The sequence below is a fragment of the Amycolatopsis sp. cg9 genome, assembly GCF_041346945.1.
Lineage (GTDB): Bacteria > Actinomycetota > Actinomycetes > Mycobacteriales > Pseudonocardiaceae > Amycolatopsis.
This window is the reverse complement of sequence record NZ_CP166850.1, coordinates 907,389-927,998: the sequence shown is the minus strand read 5'-3', so window position 1 is coordinate 927,998 and position 20,610 is coordinate 907,389. Positions and strand designations below refer to the sequence as shown.

Annotated in this window: 15 protein-coding genes and 1 tRNA gene; 9 read left to right on the top strand and 7 right to left on the bottom strand. The window is 70.7% G+C overall.

The features are described 5' to 3' along the window. Positions 1-68: 68 nt before the first annotated feature. Entirely contained in the window at positions 69-1,250 is a 1,182-nt protein-coding gene (locus AB5J73_RS03965; protein ID WP_370968230.1) for an FAD-dependent monooxygenase, read from the bottom strand. A 115-nt stretch (positions 1,251-1,365) separates the two neighbouring features. Between AB5J73_RS03965 and AB5J73_RS03960 the strand changes: the two genes are divergently transcribed. Beyond that, on the top strand, positions 1,366-2,016 hold the full coding sequence (locus AB5J73_RS03960; RefSeq protein WP_370968228.1) for a TetR/AcrR family transcriptional regulator: 651 nt from the start codon (positions 1,366-1,368) through the stop codon (positions 2,014-2,016). On the opposite strand, the gene AB5J73_RS03955 is transcribed toward AB5J73_RS03960, so the two are convergent. The 4 genes from AB5J73_RS03955 to AB5J73_RS03940 form a co-directional block, all read right to left on the bottom strand. Next, a complete protein-coding gene (locus AB5J73_RS03955; RefSeq protein WP_160699161.1) occupies positions 2,013-2,288 on the bottom strand; it encodes a YggT family protein in 276 nt (91 codons plus the stop codon). The genes AB5J73_RS03960 and AB5J73_RS03955 overlap by 4 nt on opposite strands. 87 nt (positions 2,289-2,375) lie before the next feature. Further along, on the bottom strand, positions 2,376-3,890 hold the full coding sequence (locus tag AB5J73_RS03950; protein WP_370968225.1) for a carbohydrate-binding protein: 1,515 nt from the start codon (positions 3,888-3,890) through the stop codon (positions 2,376-2,378). Between the two features lie 231 nt (positions 3,891-4,121). Next, positions 4,122-6,788 (bottom strand): FxSxx-COOH system tetratricopeptide repeat protein, encoded by a 2,667-nt coding sequence (fxsT, locus tag AB5J73_RS03945; RefSeq protein WP_370968223.1) that lies wholly within the window; start codon positions 6,786-6,788, stop codon positions 4,122-4,124. Positions 6,789-6,986: 198 nt separating this feature from the next. After that, a tRNA-Arg gene (locus tag AB5J73_RS03940) sits at positions 6,987-7,059 on the bottom strand. Positions 7,060-7,208: 149 nt separating this feature from the next. Here AB5J73_RS03940 and AB5J73_RS03935 point away from each other — a divergent pair. The 3 genes from AB5J73_RS03935 (at position 7,209) to fxsT (AB5J73_RS03925) (ending at position 12,065) form a co-directional block, all read left to right on the top strand. Further along, positions 7,209-8,321 (top strand): epoxide hydrolase family protein, encoded by a 1,113-nt coding sequence (locus AB5J73_RS03935; RefSeq protein ID WP_370968221.1) that lies wholly within the window; start codon positions 7,209-7,211, stop codon positions 8,319-8,321. A 154-nt stretch (positions 8,322-8,475) separates the two neighbouring features. Then, positions 8,476-9,396, top strand: coding sequence for a cation diffusion facilitator family transporter (locus tag AB5J73_RS03930; RefSeq protein ID WP_370968219.1), 921 nt, complete (start codon positions 8,476-8,478; stop codon positions 9,394-9,396). A 62-nt stretch (positions 9,397-9,458) separates the two neighbouring features. Continuing rightward, a complete protein-coding gene (gene fxsT / locus AB5J73_RS03925; protein WP_370968217.1) occupies positions 9,459-12,065 on the top strand; it encodes an FxSxx-COOH system tetratricopeptide repeat protein in 2,607 nt (868 codons plus the stop codon). A gap of 19 nt (positions 12,066-12,084) precedes the next feature. On the opposite strand, the gene AB5J73_RS03920 is transcribed toward fxsT (AB5J73_RS03925), so the two are convergent. Together AB5J73_RS03920 and AB5J73_RS03915 are read right to left on the bottom strand one after the other, a co-directional pair. Beyond that, complete coding sequence (locus tag AB5J73_RS03920; protein ID WP_370968215.1) at positions 12,085-12,777, bottom strand: DUF305 domain-containing protein; 693 nt, start codon at positions 12,775-12,777, stop codon at positions 12,085-12,087. After that, positions 12,774-13,583 (bottom strand): DUF3105 domain-containing protein, encoded by an 810-nt coding sequence (locus AB5J73_RS03915; protein ID WP_370968213.1) that lies wholly within the window; start codon positions 13,581-13,583, stop codon positions 12,774-12,776. The genes AB5J73_RS03920 and AB5J73_RS03915 overlap by 4 nt, the downstream gene beginning before the upstream one ends. A 196-nt stretch (positions 13,584-13,779) precedes the next feature. Between AB5J73_RS03915 and argS the strand changes: the two genes are divergently transcribed. The 5 genes from argS (at position 13,780) to thrB (ending at position 20,234) form a co-directional block, all read left to right on the top strand. After that, positions 13,780-15,435, top strand: a complete 1,656-nt coding sequence (gene argS, locus AB5J73_RS03910; protein ID WP_370968211.1) for an arginine--tRNA ligase — start codon at positions 13,780-13,782, stop codon at positions 15,433-15,435. A 3-nt stretch (positions 15,436-15,438) separates the two neighbouring features. Continuing rightward, complete coding sequence (lysA, locus tag AB5J73_RS03905; protein ID WP_370968209.1) at positions 15,439-16,869, top strand: diaminopimelate decarboxylase; 1,431 nt, start codon at positions 15,439-15,441, stop codon at positions 16,867-16,869. Between the two features lie 5 nt (positions 16,870-16,874). Next, positions 16,875-18,188 carry a homoserine dehydrogenase gene (locus AB5J73_RS03900; RefSeq protein ID WP_370968207.1) on the top strand — a complete coding sequence of 438 codons (1,314 nt, stop codon included), beginning with the start codon at positions 16,875-16,877 and terminating at the stop codon, positions 18,186-18,188. Beyond that, positions 18,185-19,246, top strand: coding sequence for a threonine synthase (thrC, locus tag AB5J73_RS03895; protein WP_370968205.1), 1,062 nt, complete (start codon positions 18,185-18,187; stop codon positions 19,244-19,246). The genes AB5J73_RS03900 and thrC overlap by 4 nt, the downstream gene beginning before the upstream one ends. Before the next feature lie 103 nt (positions 19,247-19,349). After that, entirely contained in the window at positions 19,350-20,234 is an 885-nt protein-coding gene (gene thrB, locus AB5J73_RS03890) for a homoserine kinase (RefSeq protein WP_370968203.1), read from the top strand. The last annotated feature ends 376 nt before the right edge of the window (positions 20,235-20,610 follow it).

The following is a 20,610-nucleotide window of genomic DNA, read 5'->3' as shown; positions in this document are numbered from 1 at the left end:
GCGTCGAGGGTGACGCACGCCACGCCGGGCCGCCAGCCGAGTCCCCCGATGAGACGAAGATCGTCGGCTCATGCCGTGGTGAGCGCGGGGTACTCCCGGTATTCGATCGCGTTGGCCGCGCGGTCGGTCATCCAGGTGAACACCTTGCCGAACAAGCGGGTGCTGATCATCCGGTAGGCGCGGTTGCGGCTGCGGATCTTCGCGACCGTGAGCGGGGCGAGGAAGTTGCCCGAGCCCTTCCCGTTCTTCTGCCCGACCGTCGCCGGCTTGCGCAGCCGCTCCTCGTACTTCGCGAACGCCGTCACGTGGTCCCCGCCCGCCGCCGCGAGCTCGCCGGCCAGCACCTGCGCGCCCATCATCCCGAGCCCGGTGCCGGACCCGCCCGGCCCGGCGCACCAGGCGGCGTCGCCGAGCAGCACGACCCGGCCCTTCGACCAGCGGTCGAGGTGGATCTGGCTGATCGAATCGACGTAGAGGTCGTCGGCGGCGGGCAGTGCTTCGAGCAGCTTCGGCACTTCCCAGCCGGTGTTCGCGAACAGCTGTGTGAGGAGGGCGCGCTGCTCGCCGGGGGAGCGGCGGAACTCGACGCCGTCGGCGGCGAAGACCAGGCTGACGTGCAGCTTGCCGGGCAGCCGGTGGCTGCCGACCGACACGCCGCGGCCGGGCTCGTTGTACATGACGCTGGTGTGGTCGAGCCCGAGGTGGTTGGGCGCGGTGAAGCCGGCGATGCCGAAGCCGAGGTCGTGCCGGAAGTCGCGCTCCGGGCCGAACGCGGCGGCGCGGACGCCGGAGTGCACGCCGTCGGCGCCGACGACCAGGTCGAACTTCCGCGGCGCGCCGTGGCGGAAGGTGACCTCGACGCCGTCGGCCGTCTCGGTCAGCGCCGTGACGCGGTCACCGAAGACGTATTCGGCGTCGTCCTTCGTGTGTTCGTAGAGGATCCGCGCGAGGTCGCCGCGCAGGATCTCGACCTCGCCGCTCCAGGCGGCGCCGGGCACGGTCAGCGCGGGCCGCGCGTCGAGGCCGAGCACGGTCTGGTCGCCCATCGCCGTCTCGCACCGGCGGATGTCGGCCAGGACGCCCATCGCGGCCAGCAGCTTGACCTGTTCACCGCGGAAGTCGACGGCCTGGCCGCCGGGGCGCAGCGCGGGGGCGGCCTCGACGACGGTGACGCGGTAGCCGCCGCGGTGCAGCCACCAGGCGGCGGTCGGGCCGGCGATGCCGGCGCCGGAGACGAGCACGGTCTTCATCGGGGGTTCCTCTCGGTCGTGGTGACCCGAGACTGCGCGGCGCCGCTGACGGTCCGCGCACGGTTCGCTGACCGTTCGGCCGGTGGGGCGGGGAGCGAGTGGCTAGCATGGCGCGGTGGACCGCTCCGCCGCAGACCGGATCCCGCAGGACGGCGATGAAGCCGTCGAGGCGCGCATCCTGGGCGCCGCCGCGCACCTCATCGCCGAGGAGGGCTTCGGCAGGCTGAAGATCGGCGCCGTCTGCGCGCGCTCCGGCTACGCGCGATCGGTCGTCTTCCAGCACTTCGGTGACAAGGAAGGGCTGGGGAAGCGGCTCGTCGAGTTCGCCGTCGAAGAGTTCACGAACTCCTACAGCGAGGCCGTCGCGGCCCGGACCGGCGCGGCCACCGCGACGCCGATGGACATGCTGCGCGCCCTGCTCGACATCATCTTCGAGCTGATCCGCACGATGCCGACGCTCAACCAGGCGTTCCTCGCGCTCTGGGGCGACGGCGCGGCGGAGTACTCGGCCCTGCGCGGCACGCTGACCGAAGCCGACCGCCGGTTCCGGTTCGCCATCGCCCAGACCGTGGCCAGCGGCGTCGCGGACGGCTCCATCACCGGCGTCCGCGACGCGGACGCGTACGCCTCGGCCCTGCTCGCCCAGCTCCGCGGCATCTCGATGCAGGCGCTGATCGACCCCGACGGCATCGACCTGCGCGGCCTGCGCGCGGAGCTGGAGAGCGGCGTCGACCGGCTCTCCGCGGGCTTCCGCGGCACGCTTTAGAGGGCGAAGACGATCGACCGCAGCACGATGACGCCGATGAAGACCAGCGTGAAGGCGAGGTCGAGCGAGATCCCGCCGATCCGCACCGGCCGCACGACCCGCCGGACCGGCCCGATCACGGGCTCGGTGGCGGCGTAGGCGAGCCCGCGCGCCCGCCGCGCCCACGGCGGCGTGTCGGCGACCACCGCGACCCAGTCCAGCACCATCCGCGCGACCAGTACCAGCAGGTACAGGCTCAGCGCGAACCCCAGCAGCGTCCACAGGGCACCCATGGTTCCTCCCGTTCTCCCTACCTGGAGAACGCACGGACGGACCCGGAAAGTGCCGGATCCGTCCGTTTCACAGCTTTTCGACAGGAACTAACCGAAGGTCACGACCAACCGGCCGTCCGAGGCGAAGGACCACCGCAGCGTCCCGCCGTACGACGAGCACCGCGACCCGTTCGTCCCGGTCCAGAACTGGTTCGAGCTGTCGGCGTTCCCGACGGTCTTGTCGTTCGACCCGTCGACGGCGAACCGGCACGACGTGTTCGCGCGGAAGACGGAGGTGCCGGTGTCGAAGGAGAAGTTGCGTTCGGCGTTGTCGATGCCGACGTTGTCCGAGACGGTCATCGAGCCGGGGTTGCTGTTGTAGGTGAACCCGTGGTGCCCGTTCCGGTAGGCGATGTCCCGGCGCACGACGTGGTCGACCGCGATCTTGTCCCCGCCGAGCTTGAAGCCGTTGCGGTCGCCGTTCTCGTTCACCGTCCCGTTGCTGAGGGTGCCGTTGGCGTAGGCGAGCGAGTCCTCGATGGTCACGGGACCGATCGGGCCGGTGTCGGTCTTGGTGTAGAGGTCCCAGCCGTCGTCGATGTTGTGGTGCGAGACGTCGTAGCGGAAGACGTTGCCGGTGCCGGAGGTGAGCTTCGAGGCGAACCCGTCGGCGTCCTCCCCGTCGGAGTCGGCGTTGTCGTGCGATTCGGAGCTGACGACGAGGTTGTTCGACGGCCATTGCGCTTGGGGGGTGTCCGACGCGATCCGCGAGATCTGCAGCCCGGAATCGCGGTTGAAGCGGGTCACCACGCGCTCGACGACGTTGTTGCTGCCCCCGACGAAGATCCCGTTGTCCCCGGCCCGTTCGACGACGAGCCCGGCGACCCGCCAGTACGACCCGTTCAGGGCGAGACCGCGGTTGGCCGGGTCTTCGGCCATGGCCGAGAAGTTCAGGACGGGCGTCTCACCGGCGTAGGCGGAGAGGGTCTTGCGGGAGCTCGAGGTCCCGCTGTTGGCCGGCGGGATGGTGACGGTCTGAGAGTAGCTGTAGGTCCCGCCTCTGAGGGAGATCGTCCCGCCGGCCCCGATCTTGGCGATCGCGGCGGGCAGCGTCAGCGGATCGGCGAGCGTGCCTTCGGCGGAGTCCTTGCCGTTGGGGGCGGCGTAGAGGGTGGTGCCCGCCTGGGTGCCGCCGGTGGTGAACTCGGCGTAGTCGATGTTGGGCAGCCCGCCCGCGGTGGTCGGGCTGAGCCGGACGGTGCTGCTGTTCGCGGTCAGCGGGATCGTCTGCGACGCCCACGTCGACCAGGAGCCGGTGGCGGGGAAGGAGAGGGATTGGGTTTTGACGCCGTCGACGAGAACGTCGGCGGCCCGGGCGCTCGTGGTGCCGTTGGCGAACCGGACCACGGCGCTTTCGGCACCGCCGGTGGAGAACTGGACGTAGGCACCGACGGCGTTGTCACCGTTGCAGAAGCCGGCGCCGGAGTAGCCGGACCAGTTGCTGTCGACCGTGCCGCTGCAGGTGGCGGCTTCGGCCTCGACGCGTTGGGTCGCGGCGGCCGCCGGTGCGGCTGTGGCCGCGATCAGGGCCGCGGTGGCCGCCAGTGCTGCGTATGAACTCATGCACGCCTCCTCTTGAGCGGGACTTCAGAGGGTGAGAGCGCTCCCGGGAAACGTCGGTTTCCGTTGGGGCGTACGGTATCACCGGGGTGGAGGGGGTGGGGTGGGCCAAGTGGGTTGTGCTGGATGAAAACGCTTTCAGTGGGTGGTTGAAAGCGCTTTCTCACGTCTGCTCTGGGCGAGTGCCTGGATTGCCCCGCAGGAGTCACCCAGCTCGGAGCGGAGGGGATGGGATCAGGCGAGGGTGCCGGGGTCGTTGTCGCCGAGGATGCGTTCGCTGCGGGCGAGGGTGTCCTTGTCCAGCTCGCGAGCTCGCCGGTGGTCGCCCAGCTGGTTGAGGTTGGCGGCGAGGTTGTTGGCGGAGTTGAGGGTGTGCGGGTGGTCTTCGCCGAGGACCCGCTTGCGGCGGGCGAGGGTGTCCTCGTTCAGCTCGCGGGCCTGCTGGTGTTCGCCGAGTGTGCCGAGTTCGATGGCGAGGTTGTGGGCGGAGTTGAGGGTGTGGGGGTGGTTGTCGCCGAGGATCTGCTTGCGGCGGGTGAGGGTGTCCTCGTTCAGCTCGCGGGATCGCTGGTGTTCGCCTAGCTCGCTGAGGTCGGCGGCGAGGTTGTTGGCGGAGTTGAGGGTGTCGGGGTGGTCGTCGCCGAGGATTTGCTTCCGCCGCGCGAAGGTGTCCTCGTTCAGCTCGAGGGCCTGCTGTTGTTCGCCCAGCAAGCTGAGTTTGGCGGCGAGGTTGTAGGCGGAGGTGAGGGTGTCGGGATGGTCTTCTCCCCGGACGCGTTTGTAGCGGGCGAGGGTGTCCTCGTTCAGCTCGCGGGCCCGCTGGTGTTCGCCGAGTGTGCCGAGTTCGATGGCGAGGTTGTTGGCGGAGTTGAGGGTGTCGGGGTGATCGTCGCCGAGGATCTGCTTGCGGCGGGCGAGGGTGTCCTCGTTCAGCTCGCGGGATCGCTCGTGTTCGCCCAGCAAGCTGAGTTTGGCGGCGAGGTTGTGGGCGGAGGTGAGGGTGTCGGGATGGTCTTCTCCCCGGACGCGTTTGTAGCGGGCGAGGGTGTCCTCGTTCAGCTCGCGGGCCCGCTGCTGTTCGTTCAGCATGCTGAGGGCCATGGCGAGGTTGTTGGCGGAGTCGAGGGTGTCGAGGTGGTCGTCGCCGTGTGCGTCTTTGACGAGTTTGTACGCGCGTTCGTGCAGAGGCAGTGCGGCGCCGGTATCGCCGCGAGTCTGGAGGTAGAGCCCGGCGTAGTTGAGCAGGTATCTGATCTCTGCGGTCAGTCGGAGCGGCACGCGTTCCGGTTCGCAGACAGTGAGCAGATGCGGCAGGAGTGCCTGCCACTGGGGCCAGCTGGCCGGGTTGTTCCACGGAGAGTCGGGTAGACCGGCGTGCAGCAGCCGGACTGCGGTAGCGGGCCAGGTGGCGTCTTGGGCGTCGGCCACGACGTCGTGGCGGGTGTGGGCTCGCAGTAGTGCGGCGGGGACGCGGTGGAGCTGGATGGTCGTGGTGGTGACCTCGGCCAGGCCGCGGCTGCGCAGGGCGGTGGTGATTTCAGCGAAGGCCAGCGGGTCTCGTGCGGCTACTCCGGCGTCGCCCGTTTGGTGGGTGAGCAGGGTGAGCGGTACCGGTTCGGGAGCCAGCCACGCCACGAGGGTGAGGGTGTTGAGCGCGGCGGGGTTTTCGCGGGCGAGCTGGTCGAACGACACTGTCCAGGCTGCGGCCAGTGAGACGGGGTAGCTGCTGCCCTTCTCGTGGCGGGCCAGGAGGTCGTGGGCGCGCTGGGTGTGCAGATCGAGGTAGGTATCCGCCGTCCAGCCGGTCGTCGCAAGAAGTCGTGCGGCTTGGTCGACGGCCAAGGGCAGGTCGCCGAGGGCCTCGGCGATGCGGTCGGCGTCGAGTTCGGTGAGCCGGGGACAGCGGGATTGCAGGAGTTTGACCGATTCGGCGCGGGTGAACTCCCGCACCGGTAGCGCGGCGCCGATGTCGTCCCAGTCGGGGTCGCGGGAGGTGATGATGACGTGCCCGTCGCCACCAGGCAGCAACGGGCGCAGAGCGGCGGGGTCTTCGGCGTTGTCGAACACCAGCAGCCACCGCTCGCGCGATTGCAGCGCGCCGCGCAGCCGCGCCAGCGCGACGTCCGGTGGGTCTTGGCCGGTGGCCAGGGTCATCGCCTGGGCGAGGGCGGCGAGGTGGCCGGCTACCAGGGTCGGGTCTTCCGAGGGGACCCACCAGGCAAGGTCGTAGTCCTCGGCGTGCCGGTGGGCGTACTCGATCGCGGTGGTGGTCTTGCCGACGCCGCCCATCCCGTTGAGCGCCTGCACCACCGCAGGCCGTCCTGAACACAACGCCGCCCGCAGCCCGGTCAGCAGCTCGTCGCGGCCGGTGAAGGTGACGCTGCGGGCGGGGATGTTGGAGATCCGGCCCGCCGGCATCGACTTCTGCTGCGGGCGGTCGAGTTTGGTCAGGGCCAGCTGCAGCTTCGCTTCCAACTGGCCGGGTGAGGACACCTTGGTGATGGCGAGTCCGCTGTCGTGCAGCCGTTGCCGGAACGCTTCCTGCCGGGGTCCGTACTGCAGGTCCCTGATCAGCGCCGGTGGTCCTTCGGTGTCTTCGGCGAGGATGAACACCAGCCGTTCCATGCCGGCGTCGGTGGCGATCTGGAACTCCTGCTCGGTGTAGGAGACCTCCGGGCGGCCGCGAACCGGCATGCCGTACCGGAATCCGGCGATCAGCACGTAGACGTCGGCGTCGGCCAGCATCTCCCGGTCCAGCTGCTCCGGCGTCGCGTCCCGGGCGGTGAAGGAGGACATGTCCACCACCGCATCCCCGGCGGCGGCCACCGCGTCCTTCGCCGCGGCGACGAACGACCGTGGCTTCGGCAGCTCGCCCAGCTCGCTGGTGTGACTGAGGAACACGCGGCGGGCCGGTGGCTTTCGCGTGCGCTGTTCCGCAGATTCACCGACCGCCAACACCCGCTCCCTCACGCCGCCGACACTCTGGAACAGTCTCCACGATTCACGCGGGCGTTACGGGACGACGACGAAGTGAGCGAGTCGGACACGACGGTGTCCGGATGTGAATTGGTGATAAGCGGGTTTCCGCTGATAAAGGGGTGCCCTCGGCAGGATTCGAACCTGCGACACCTGCCTCCGGAGGGCAGTGCTCTATCCCCTGAGCTACGAGGGCCCATCGCTGGGCGACTCCGAAAGCTTAGCGCATCCCCCGTACCCCTCGCGCGCAGGTTCCCCCACCCGCGTTTTCCCAGGTCAACGCTATGAAGTTGATCGGCTCCGCGCGGCGTCGCTAGCGTGGGAACCCCACCCGAAGGAGCCGTGATGGCTGAGCCGTTCCAGGTAGCTCTCGATGAGAGTGATGTCGCCGACCTGCGGGAGCGGTTGCGGCGGACTCGGTGGCCCGAGGCGGAGACCGTGGGCGATTGGTCGCAGGGGGTGCCGCTGGCCTACGTCAAGGAGCTCTGCCGGGACTGGGGTGAGGAGTACGACTTCGGGTTCGCGCGGCGGCTGAACGCCTTCCCGCAGTTCCGGGCGACCGTCGACGGGGTCGGGGTGCACTACCTGCACGTCGAGTCCGAACAACCGGACGCGCTGCCGCTCGTGCTCACGCACGGGTGGCCCGGGTCGGTGCTGGAGTTCCTCGACGTCATCGGGCCGCTCACCGATCCCGGGGCGTACGGGGGTGATCCGGCCGATGCGTTCCACGTCGTCGTGCCGTCGCTGCCCGGGTTCGGGTGGAGCGACAAGCCCGCGTTGAAGATCCCGCGGGTCGCCGCGCTGTGGGACGCGCTGATGGTGTCGCTCGGCTACGACCGCTACGGCGCCCAGGGTGGTGACTGGGGTGCCGCCATCACCAACTCGCTCGCGCAGGTCGCGGCGGAGCGGGTGGCCGGGGTGCACGTCAACTTCGCGCCCGTGCGGATGGACCAGGGCGATCTGACGGCCGCCGAGGAGCGGGCGCTCGCCGACCTGCAGGAGTTCCGGCGGACCGGGAGCGGGTACTCCGCCGAGCAGGGCACGCGGCCGCAGACGCTCGGGTACGGGCTCACCGACTCGCCCGCCGGGCAGGCCGCCTGGATCGTCGAGAAGTTCTGGGCCTGGACCGACCACAAGGGGCACCCCGAGGAAGCCGTCGACCGGCAGAAGATCCTCGACGACATCTCCGTCTACTGGTTCACCGCGACGGCGGCCTCCTCGGCGCGGATGTACTGGGAGAACAACGATCGCGATCTGTCCACGGTGGACGTGCCGGCCGGGGTTTCGGTGTTCCCCAAGGAGATCGTGCGGCCGTCGCGGCGGCAGGCCGAGCAGCGCTACACCGACCTGCGGTGGTTCGAGGAGCTGCCCGTCGGCGGGCACTTCGCCGCGCTCGAGCAGCCGCAGTTGTTCGTCGAGCAGGTTCGCGGGTTCTTCCGGCTGGTTCGCGAAGCGTGACGGATCCACCAGGCGGGAAACCCCGCCTGGTGGATTGGTCGCCACCGCCGTCCGGGGTAGCTTTCCGAGTGGGTGAACTTAGGCTGCCCTCTGTTGCACATATGCGCATCTCACTATATGTTTGCGGCGACGGTGAACCGGGAACGGAGGCGGTATGGGGCAGGGACACGGCCACGGGCACGCGATCGCGCCGGCGAGCGCGTCGGGCCGGTACGTGCGGAGCCTGACCATCGCCCTGGCCATCGGCGCCGGCTTCATGGTCCTCGAGTTCGTCGTCGGCTTCGCGACCGGTTCACTGGCCCTGATCTCCGACGCCGCGCACATGTTCACCGACGTCCTCGGCGTCGGCATGGCCCTGGCCGCGATCATCCTGGCGCGCCGCAGCGGCCCCACGGTCAGCCGCACCTTCGGCCTCTACCGCGCGGAGGTGCTGGCGGCGCTCGGCAACGCGATCCTGCTCTTCGGCGTCGCGGGCTACGTCCTCGTCGAGGCCATCGGCCGCATCAGCGACCCGCCCGCGGTCCCCGGCCTGCCGGTCTTCCTCGCCGCGGCGGCCGGCCTGGCGGCCAACATCGTGTCGTTCTCGGTGCTGCGCTCGGGGGCGAAGGAGAGCCTCAACGTCCGCGGCGCGTACCTCGAGGTGCTCGCGGACCTGATCGGCTCGGTCGGCGTCCTGATCAGCGGCGCGCTGACGTTGCTGACGGGCTGGCGCTACGCCGACCCGATCATCGGCGTGGCGATCGGCCTGTTCGTCCTGCCCCGCACGTGGGTGCTGGCCCGCCGGGCGCTGCGCATCCTCTTCCAGCACGCCCCGCAGGGCGTCGACGTCGGCGCGATCAACGCCGAGCTGGCCGCGCTCCCGGGCGTGGCGGACGTGCACGACCTGCACGTCTGGACGCTCACGTCGGGCATGGAGGTCGCTTCGGCGCACCTGACGCTGGCGCCGCCCGCACAGCAATCGGACGTGCTGACGGAGGCGCAGAACCTGCTGTCGTCGCGGTACGCGATCGAGCACGCGACGTTGCAGGTGGAGGCGCCGCAGTGCGCTCGGCGGTGCCAGGAACTTTCCTGGTAGCGGGCTTCGTCGTCCCGTAACGCCCGCCTGGGTCGTGGAGACTGTTCCAGAGTGTCGGCGGCGTGAGGGAGCGGGTGTTGGCGGTCGGGGAGTCTGCCGAAGGGCACGCGAGGAAGCCGCCGGCGCGGCGGGTGTTCCTCAGCCACACGAGCGAGCTGGGTGAGCTGCCGAAGCCGCGCTCGTTCGTGGCGGCGGCGAAAGCGGCGGTGGCCAAGGCCGGGGACGCGGTCGTGGACATGGACGACTTCACCGCCCGGGACGCGGCGCCGGAGCAGCTGGACCGGGAGATGCTGGCCGAGGCCGACATCTACGTGCTGATCGCCGGGTTCCGGTACGGCATGCCGGTGCGCGATCGCCCGGACGTTTCGTACTGTGAGCAGGAGTTCCAGCTCGCCACCGAGGCCGGCATGGAACGGCTGGTGTTCGTGCTCACCGAGGACACCGACGGGCCGGCCTCGTTGTTCCGGGACCTGCGGTACGGCCCCCGGCAGGAGGCGTTCCGGCAGCGGCTGCACGACAGCGGCCTGACTGTGACCAAGGTTTCCTCACCCGGTGAGCTGGAAACCAAGCTGCTGCTGGCGCTGAATCGGACTGTGCGGCCTCGGCAGACATCGATGCCCGCGGGCCGGATCTCGAACGTCCCCGCTCGCACGGTTGCGTTCACCGGTCGCGACGAGCTGCTGACCGGGCTGCGCGCGGCGTTGTGCTCGGGGCAGCCGGCCGTGGTGCAGGCGCTCAACGGGATGGGCGGCGTCGGCAAGAGCACCACCGCGATCGAATACGCCCACCGCCACGCCGACGACTACGACGTCGCCTGGTGGATCCCCTCCGAAGACCCCGGCCTCATCGCCGGTCACCTCGCCGACCTCGCCCAGGCCTTGGACCTGGCCACCGGGCAGGATCCGCCGAAGGTCGCGCTGGCCCGGTTGCGCGGGGCGCTGCAGTCCCGTGAGCGGTGGCTGCTGGTGTTCGACAACGCCGAAGACCCCGCCGCCCTGCGGCCGCTGCTGCCCGGCGGCGACGGGCACGTCGTCGTCACCTCCCGCAATCCGAACTGGGGCGACATCGGTGCCGCGTTGCCGGTGCGGGAATTCACCCGGTCCGAGTCCGTCCAGCTGCTGCAAAGCCGCTGTGACCAGCTCACCGAACCCGACGCCGACCGCATCGCCGGCGCCCTGGGGGATCTGCCCTTGGCCGTCGATCAAGCTTCACGCCTGCTGGCGTCGACCGGCTGGACCGCCGACACCTACCTCGACCTGCACGCCCAGCGCGCCCACGACCTCTTGGCGTACCACGACGACGGCAGCAGCTATCCCGTCTCGCTGGCCGCGGCCTGGACGATGTCGTTCGACCAGCTCGCTCACGAGAACCCCGCGGCGCTGAACACGCTGACCCTGGTGGCGTGGCTGGCGCCGGAACCGGTGCCCCTCACCCTGCTCACCCACCAGGCCGGCGACGCCGGAGCCGCCGCGCGGGATCCGCTGGCGTTCGCCGAACTCACCGCCGCCCTGCGCAACCGCGGCCTGGCCGAGGTCACCACGACCACCATCCAGCTCCACCGCGTTCCCGCCGCGCTGCTGCGGGCTCGAAGCAGCCATGGCAACACCGCCGAAGACGACCAGAGCGTCGCCTGGCCCGTCATCGCAGTTCGCCTGCTGCGTGCGGGGTTGCCCGACAACCCCTTGAACAACCCGGCGAGCTGGCCGCCGTGGCAGTCCCTCCTGCCGCACGTGCTCGCCGTTTGCGACCCGGCGCGCGCGATACGAACAGTGACAGCGGAAATCGGTGCCTTGCTCACCTACGCCGGGATATACCTCCAAACCCGCGGCAACGCGCGCGCCGGGCTGCCCCTGCGCGAACGGGCACACACGCTCTACAAGGACGCACACGGCGACGACCACCGCAGCACCCTCGTGGCGGCCAACAACCTCGCCGCCGGCCTGAGGAGGGTGGGTGAGTACGAGCGGGCGCGTGAGCTGGACGAGGACACTCTCGCGCGGCGGAAGCGGGTTCTCGGTGAGGATCACCCCGATACCCTCAACTCCGCCCTCGGCCTCGCCCTCGACCTCAGTGACTTGGGTGAGTACGAGCGCGCGCGTGAGCTGGACGAGGACACTCTCGCGCGACGGAAGCGGGTTCTCGGTGAGGACCACCCCGACACCCTCAACTCCGCCCTCAGCCTCGCCATCGACCTCGGCGGGCTGGGTGACCATCAGCGAGCTCGCGAGCTGAACGAGGACACCTTCACGCGGCGGAAGCGGGTTCTCGGTGAGGATCACCCCGACACCCTCCTCGCCGCCAACAACCTCGCCACCTGCTTCACCAACCTGGGCGAGTATCAGCGGGCGCGTGAGCTGGACGAGGACACCTTGGCGCGGCGGAAGCGGGTTCTCGGTGAGGATCACCCCGACACCCTCGTCTCAGCCAGCAACCTCGCCATCTGCTTCCTCAACCTGGGCGAGTACCAGCGGGCGCGTGAGCTGGACGAGGACACCTTGGCGCGGCGGAAGCGGGTTCTCGGTGAGGATCACCCCGATACCCTCAACTCCGCCCACAACCTCGTCGTCGGCCTCACGAGGTTGGGTGAGCACGAGCGGGCGCGTGAGCTGGACGAGGACACCCTCGCCCGCCGCAACCGGGTCGTCGGCGACGAGCACCCCGATACCTGACTCGGCTTCCGGGCGTCGCTCAGGGCAGCGGCTGCGCGCCCCGGGCGGAGAGCATCAGCTTCATCTGGTCCATCTCGGCCCCCTGCGAAGTCAAAATGCTCCGCACCAGAGCCTGCAACGCCGTCAGGTTCGAATGGGCCGCCGCGTACTGGGCCATCGTCGTGCCGCCCTGGTGGTGGCGGAGCATCAGCTGGAGGAAGTACACGTCCAGCTGCTTGCCCGACAGCGAGCGCAGCTTGGCCAGCTCGGCCTCGGTGGCCATGCCCGGCATCAGGGGACCCGCGCCCGGGTTGACCGAGGACGTGCCCATCGCCATGCCGTCGTGGCCCTGCATCGGCTCCGTCATCCACTTCATCGGGGCGCCGATGGGCTGCTCGGGCTGGTCCCACAGCATGAGCCAGCCCTTCATGCGGCCGACCTGCTCCAGCTGGGTGCGCTCGATGTCGAACGCCAGCTGGCGGATCTCCGGGTCCGTCGAGTGGTCGCGAGCCCAGCCGGCCATCGTCACGGCCTGGAGGTGGTGCGTCGACATGTCCTGGGCGAAGCCGACCTCGACGGACCCGGCTGCCGGGGTGGCAGCCGGGGCGTCGTCGATCGTGCGGGTCAGGAACATGCCCGCCGTCGCGCCGATCAGCAGGACCGCGAGGAGCGTTCCGCCGATGATCACCCAGCGCGACCAGGTGGGCTGCTCCTGAGCCTCTTCGGAACTCACTTGGTGGGCGTGCCCGACGCGGGTGCGGACGGCTGCTGGCTCATGCCGCCGTTCTGGTCGGCCTGGGCGTTCGGCGTGCCCTTGTAGTCCATCGGCTTGGCGTCCGGGCCCGGCTTCGACGGGTCGAACGGGGGCGGGTTGTCCGGGTCGAACTGGCCCGCGCCGAGCGCGTCGCAGGAGGCGCCGACCTCGGGGTAGACGCCGTTCGGGTTGCTCCGCAGCGCCGCGATGAACTCGTCGATGCGCGCGTCGTCGGCCTTGTCCACCTTCAGCTGGTGGCCCCACGACTGCAGCGAGATCGGCTTGTCGAGGCCCGGGTACGGCGACATCATGGTGTACGGCTTGCCCTCGACGCGGACCTTGAGCAGGTTCAGCGCGTCACCGGTGATCTGCTGCGGGTTGTAGGCGATCCAGACGGCGCCGTGCTCGAGGCCGTGCACCATGTTCTCGGTGCGGACGGCGTTCGGGTACACCGTGCCGGTGCAGGTGGCCCAGTAGCCGTCGTGCGGGCCGCCGAACGGCGGGGTCTTGTCGTAGGCGACGCGCTCGGTCGGGAGCACGTGCACGCTGCCGGTGTAGGTCGCGGTCACCACGCCGGGGATGCGCTTGGAGGGGTCCGGGTCGGACGCCGTCGGCGCGAAGGACGCGGCCGCCGCCTCGCGGTCGGACTGCTCGCGCTTCGGCGCGGACGCCACCATGTAGTAGGTGATCACGGCGGCGGCCAGTGCGACGATGGCCACGACGGCGATGATCGTGCCCCAGGGCGTGCCCTTCTTGCTCACCACGGAACCGCGGGCCGCCTTCACCGCCGACCCCTTTTTCCGAGTTGTCCCGTTCGCCATGGCTCCCGCGTTCTCCCTCTGGTGGCTGCGGACGGATTCCCGCCCGGGCCAGTGTAGAGACCACGCGTCTGATCACGGTTAACGCCTCACGTGGATGCCCGCCGTGACGTGGCCGAGACCGATGAAAGCGCCCGACCAGGGCACACCTAGAATTCGACGAGTGACTCCCGCCGCTCTCGCCGACCTGGTCCGCAGCTCCGCCGTGCAGGTGCTCGCCGCACGCGGCATCGACGACGCCGTGCTGCCGGAGCAGGTGACCATCGAACGCCCGCGCAACCCCGAACACGGCGATTACGCGACGAACATCGCCCTCCAGGTGGCCAAGAAGGCCGGGCTGAAGCCCCGCGACTTCGCGGAGGCGCTGGCCGAGGCGGTCTCGGCGGACGACGGCGTCGCCTCGGCCGAGGTGGCAGGCCCCGGCTTCCTCAACTTCCGGCTCGCCGCGGCCGCGCAGGGCGACATCGTGCGCCAGGTGCTCGACGCCGGTGCCGCGTTCGGGCGCGGGGACGCGCTGGCCGGCACGAAGATCAACCTCGAGTTCGTCTCGGCGAACCCGACCGGCCCGATCCACCTCGGCGGCACCCGCTGGGCCGCGGTCGGCGACGCGCTGGGCCGGGTGCTGGGCGCGCAGGGCGGCGAGGTCACCCGCGAGTACTACTTCAACGACGCCGGTGCCCAGATCGACCGGTTCGTCCGGTCCCTGATCGCCGCCGCGAAGGGCGAGCCCGCGCCGGAGGACGGCTACGCGGGCGGCTACATCAACGACATCGCCGCCGAGGTCATCAAGGCCGAGCCGAGCGCGCTGTCGCTGCCGGAGGAGCAGCGCCACGAGACGTTCCGCCGGATCGGCATCGAGCTGATGTTCGGCGAGATCAAGTCCAGCCTGCACGAGTTCGGCACCGACTTCGACGTCTACTTCCACGAGAACTCGCTGCACGAGTCCGGCGCGGTCGACGCCGCCGTCCAGCAGCTGAAGGACTCCGGGAACCTCTACTTCGACGAGGGCGCGTGGTGGCTGAAGTCGTCGGAGTACGGCGACGACAAGGACCGCGTCGTCATCAAGCAGGACGGCAACCCGGCCTACATCGCCGGTGACCTGGCCTACTTCAAGGACAAGCGCAACCGCGGCTTCGACCTGTGCATCTACATGCTCGGCGCGGACCACCACGGCTACATCGCCCGGCTCAAGGCGGCGGCCGCGGCGTTCGGCGACGACCCGGCCACGGTCGAGGTGCTGATCGGCCAGATGGTCAACCTGGTCAGCGACGGCAAGCCGGTGCGGATGTCGAAGCGCGCGGGCACCGTGATCACCATGGAGGACCTCGTCGAGGCCGTCGGCGTCGACCCGGCCCGCTACGAGCTGATCCGGTACTCGGTGGACTCCACTTTGGACGTCGACCTGGACCTGCTGCGCAAGCACTCCAACGACAACCCCGTCTACTACGTCCAGTACGCGCACGCGCGGCTGGCGTCCCTGCAGCGCAACGCCGCCGACCTCGGCATCAAGTCCACTTCGGACGTCGACTTCGGACTGCTCACGCTGCCCGCCGAGGGCGACCTGATCCGCACCATCGGCGAATTCCCGGAAACCGTGCGCCGCGCCGCCGAAATGCGGGAGCCGCACCGGATCGCGCGCTACCTCGAAGAACTCGCGGGCGCCTACCACAAGTTCTACACCGTGGGCCGCGTGCTGCCCATGGGCGACGAAGAGGCGACCCCTCTGACGTACGCCCGGCTCGCGCTGTGCGAGGCCGCCCGCCAGGTGCTGGCCAACGGCCTCGCCCTCCTCGGTGTCTCCGCTCCGGAACGGATGTAAGAAATGGCGCACCCCGCGGGCCCACGGCACGCCGACGTCTACCCCCACGCCGACACCTCCGGGCTCCAGCCGTCCGGGGTCGAAGAGCTCGACAAGCTGCCCGCGAAAGTGTGGCCGCGCAACACCTTCCGCGCCCACGACGGCGTCGTCCGGATCGCCGGCGTCGACGTCCGCGAGCTGGCCGAGCAGCACGGCACGCCGCTGTTCGTGGTCGACGAGGCCGACTTCAAGTCCCGGTGCGCGGACTACGCCGAGGCGTTCGACGACCCCTCGCTCGTGCACTACGCGTCCAAGGCGTTCCTCTCCATCGAGATCGCCCGCTGGGTGGCCGAGCAGGGGCTGAGCCTCGACGTCTGCAGCGGCGGCGAGCTCGCCGTGGCGCAGCGCGCGAACTTCCCCGCCGAGCGGATCACCTTCCACGGCAACAACAAATCGCCCGCGGAGCTGGAAGCCGCGATCGTCGCGGGCGTCGGCACGGTCGTGCTCGACTCCTACTACGAGATCGCGCGGCTGGCCGACATCGCCGCCCGCCACGACGTCGTGCAGCCGGTGCTGATCCGGGTGACCGTCGGCGTCGAGGCGCACACGCACGAGTTCATCGCGACCGCCCACGAGGACCAGAAGTTCGGGTTCTCGCTGGCGAGTGGCGACGCCGCCGAAGCGGTCCGCCGGGTGCTCAACGCGTCCTCGCTCAAGCTCGTCGGCCTGCACAGCCACATCGGTTCGCAGATCTTCGACGCCGACGGCTTCGAGGTGGCCGCCCGCCGCGTCGTCGGGCTGCTCGCGGACCTGGCCAAGGAGCACGGCACCGAGCTGCTCGACCAGCTGAGCCTGGTCGACCTCGGCGGTGGCTTCGGCATCGCCTACACCGAGAAGGACAACCCGCCGCCGCCGGCGCAGATGATCACGCAGATCCGCGAGATCGTCCGCAAGGAGTGCGCGTACGCGGGCCTGCCGGTGCCGCGCATCGCCGGCGAGCCGGGCCGCGCGATCGCCGGTCCGGGCACCGTCACGCTGTACGAGGTCGGCACCATCAAGGACGTCTCGCTCGGCGACGACGCGGTCCGCCGGTACGTCAGCGTCGACGGCGGGATGAGCGACAACATCCGGACCGCGCTCTACGACGCGGTGTACGACGTCCGGGTGGTTTCCCGGTCCGCGGGCGACAACGAGCAGCCGGTGCAGGCCGTGCTGTCCCGGGTCGTGGGAAAACACTGTGAGTCCGGCGACATCGTCGTACGAGACTGCTGGCTGCCCGACACGCTGGCTCCCGGCGACCTGCTGGCGGTCGCGGCGACCGGCGCCTACTGCTACTCGATGGCGAGCAGCTACAACCGGCAGCCGCGCCCGGCCGTGGTCGCGGTGCGCAACGGCAGCTCCCGGCTGCTGCTGCGGCGGGAGACGACCGACGACATGCTCCGCCTGGAGGTCTGAACACAGTGGCTGCCCCTGAGGAACGCCCGGCCATCCGCGTCGCCCTGCTCGGCTGCGGGACGGTCGGCGGCGAGGTCGCCCGGCTGCTCACCGAGCAGGCCGACGAACTGGCCGCGCGGGCGGGCGCGCCGGTCGAGCTGGCCGGCATCGCCGTGCGCCGCCCGGACAAGCACCCCGAGCTCCCGCCGGAGCTGCTGACCGCGGACGCCGAGAAGCTCGTCACGTCCGACGACGTCGACGTCGTGGTCGAGCTGGTCGGCGGGATCGAGCCGGTGCGCGGCTGGCTGCTGGCCGCGCTGAAGGCCGGGAAGTCCGTGGTCACCGCCAACAAGGCGCTGCTCGCCGAGCACTCGGCCGACCTGTTCGAGGCCGCCGACGCGGCGGGCGCCGACCTCTACTTCGAGGCCGCCGTGGCCGGTGCCATCCCGCTGCTGCGCCCGCTGCGCGAATCGCTGGCCGGCGACCGCATCACGCGCGTGATGGGCATCGTCAACGGCACCACGAACTACATCCTGTCCGCGATGGACTCCACCGGCGCCGGCTACGCCGAGACGCTCGACGAGGCCAGCCGGCTCGGGTACGCCGAGGCCGACCCGACCGCCGACGTCGACGGCTACGACGCCGCGTCGAAGGCCGCGATCCTCGCGTCGCTGGCGTTCCACACCCGCGTGACCGCTTCGGACGTGCACCGCGAAGGCATCGCCGACGTCACCGCCGCCGACCTCGGCGCGGCCCGGATGCTCGGCCGCACGGTCAAGCTGCTGGCCATCTGCGAGCGCGTCACCGACGACGACGGCGTCGAGTCCGTCTCGGCCCGCGTGCACCCGGTGATGATCCCGCGCAGCCACCAGCTGGCGGGCGTCGGCGGCGCGTTCAACGCCGTCTACGTCGAGGCGGACGCCGCCGGCGAGCTGATGTTCTACGGCCAGGGCGCGGGGGGCGCGCCGACCGCGAGCGCGGTGCTCGGCGACCTGGTCGCGGTGGCCCGCAACCGGGTGGCCGGCGGCCGCGGCCCGCGCGAGTCCGCGCACGCGGCGCTGCCGGTGCGGCCGATGGGCCAGACGCCGACCCGGTACCACGTAAGCCTTTCCGTCGCCGACCGCGCCGGCGTGCTCGCCCAGGTGGCGCAGGCGTTCGCCGGGCACGGGGTGAGCATCGCGGCCGTGCGGCAGAGCGACGTCGGCGACCGCGCGAGCCTGGTCGTGGTGACGCACCAGGCGCCCGACGCGGCGCTGCAGTCCACTGTGGACGAGATCGCGAAGCTCGACGTCGTCCACGAAGTTGTCAGCGTGATGCGGGTGGAAGGCGAAGACCAGTGATCAGGCACCCCTGGCCCGGGCTCATCGAGGCGTACCGGGACCGCGTCCCGGTGCCGGACGGCGCGCGGGTCGTCACGCTCGGCGAAGGCAACACGCCGCTGCTCCCGGCGCACCACCTGTCCGAGCTGACCGGCTGCGAGGTGCACCTCAAGGTCGAGGGCGCGAACCCGACCGGCTCGTTCAAGGATCGCGGGATGACCGTGGCCATCACGCACGCGCTCGCCAGCGGCCTCAAGGCGGTGATCTGCGCGTCGACCGGCAACACGTCCGCGTCGGCCGCCGCCTACGCCGCCCGCGCGGGCCTCACCTGCGCCGTGCTGGTGCCCCAGGGCAAGATCGCGATGGGCAAGCTCGCCCAGGCCGTGCTGCACGGCGCGCGGATCCTGCAGGTCGACGGCAACTTCGACGACTGCCTCGAGCTGGCCCGCAAGACCGCGGCCGACTACCCGGTCACGCTGGTCAACTCGGTCAACCCGGTGCGCATCGCCGGCCAGAAGACCGCCGCCTTCGAGATCTGCGACGTGCTCGGCACCGCGCCGGACATCCACTGCCTGCCGGTCGGCAACGCGGGGAACATCACTGCCTACTGGGCGGGGTATTCGGAGTACGCGGCCGACGGTGTGGTGAAGAACACCCCGCGGATGTTCGGCTTCCAGGCGGCCGGCGCGGCGCCGCTGGTGCACGGCGAGCCGGTGGCGGACCCGGAGACGGTCGCGACCGCGATCCGGATCGGCAGCCCGGCGTCGTGGACCGCCGCGGTGAAGGCGAAGGAAGCGTCCGACGGGCTCTTCGAAGCCGTCACCGACGAGAAGATCCTCGAGGCGTACCGGCTGCTGGCCGGGCGCGAGGGCGTGTTCGTCGAGCCGGCGTCGGCGACCAGCGTGGCGGGCCTGCTCGCCACCGCCGCCGACGGCAGGCTCCCGAAGGGCTCCCGCGTGGTCTGCACGGTCACCGGGCACGGCCTTAAGGACCCGCAGACGGCGCTGGCGGGCAACGTCGAGGTGGAGCCGCTGGCGGTGGACCCCTCGGCCGTGGCGGCGGCGCTGGACCTGCGGTGAGCAGCGGCTCGCAAGCGCCCCAATGTGGCGTTCGGTGCGTTGGACGCACCGAACGCCACATTGGGTGCGCTGGACGCAACCAACGCCACATTGGGGCGCTCCGGTGAGCGGCTTCAAGGTCACCGTCCCGGCGTCCACGGCGAACCTCGGGCCGGGTTTCGACGCCTTCGGCATGGCGCTGGGCCTGCACGACGTCGTCGAGGTGCAGGTCGCGGGCAGCGGGCTGAAGGTCGAGGTCGTGGACGCCGGGGCCGGCGGGGTCGCGGACGTCCCCACCGACGAGACCCACCTCGTGTTCCGCGCGATCGAGCGGACCTGCGGGCACCTCGGCGTCGAGGTCCCCGGCCTGCACCTGCGCTGCTTCAACGCGATCCCGCACGCGCGCGGCCTCGGCTCGTCCGCGGCCGCGGTGGTGTCCGGCGTGGCCGCCGGGTACGCGCTGGCGGGCCGGGAGCTCGACGAGTTCGAGGCGCTGCAGCTGGCCGCGGGCTTCGAAGGCCACGCCGACAACGCCGCCGCGAGCCTGTTCGGTGGCCTCGTCCTGGCCTGGTGCGAAGGCGGCGTGTTCCACGCCGAGACGCTCACGCCGCACCCGTCGATCCGCCCGGTCGTGGCCGTCCCGTCCGTGCGTTCCGCCACCGCGACCACCCGCGGCCTGCTGCCCGCCGTCGTGCCGCACGCGGACGCGGCGCACAACGCCGGCCGCGCCGCGCTCGCCGTCCACGCCTTGACGGCCAAGCCGGAGCTCCTGCTCGCGGCCACCGACGACCGGCTGCACCAGAGCTACCGGGCCCCCGCGTACCCGGCCAGCACCGAGCTGGTGGCGACGCTGCGTGCACAGGGCGTGGCCGCCGCGGTGTCCGGCGCCGGTCCGACGGTGCTCGCGCTGACCACCTCGGGAATACTCCCGGCGGGGGGCGGCGTTGACGGTTTCGACGTCTTCGAGCTGCCCGTGGATCTCGCGGGTGTGCAGGTTGCGGCTCAGTAAAGGCTGGGTCACGTGCCTGCGGTAGGGGCCGCCACGCGGGGGGTGGTTGTTGCACCCGGCACCCGCGCGGTCTACCCTCGGGGGCGTTCGATCACCGTGCGTTTCCGCACCCGATGCCGGTCCTCTGGGATCGCATCCTTCGTTGATCCGCCGAATCCGCACCGCCTGGCAAGCGGGGTAACGCGGAAGGACGTTGGCGGGTTTCCGGTTTCGGCGGTGCCGAATTCCGTGTCCTCCGTTTGGAGGACGCAAACCCCTGTGGTGGAGGCGCTCCAGCTGTGTTCCGCACGGCCGAAGAGCTCATCTCCCGTATCGGGGGGCAGTTACGCCGGTTCGCGATCAGAAGCGAGCGGCAGTCCGCTGATCCACCTGGAGG

Bases quoted from the DNA above. Each gene is read 5' to 3' on its own strand.
- AB5J73_RS03935 (WP_370968221.1), top strand. From the start codon at position 7,209: ATGGCTGAGCCGTTCCAGGTAGCTCTCGATGAGAGTGATGTCGCCGAC.
- AB5J73_RS03965 (WP_370968230.1), bottom strand. From the start codon at position 1,250: ATGAAGACCGTGCTCGTCTCCGGCGCCGGCATCGCCGGCCCGACCGCC.
- AB5J73_RS03930 (WP_370968219.1), top strand. From the start codon at position 8,476: ATGGGGCAGGGACACGGCCACGGGCACGCGATCGCGCCGGCGAGCGCG.
- AB5J73_RS03955 (WP_160699161.1), bottom strand. From the start codon at position 2,288: ATGGGTGCCCTGTGGACGCTGCTGGGGTTCGCGCTGAGCCTGTACCTG.
- AB5J73_RS03950 (WP_370968225.1), bottom strand. From the start codon at position 3,890: ATGAGTTCATACGCAGCACTGGCGGCCACCGCGGCCCTGATCGCGGCC.
- lysA (WP_370968209.1), top strand. From the start codon at position 15,439: ATGGCGCACCCCGCGGGCCCACGGCACGCCGACGTCTACCCCCACGCC.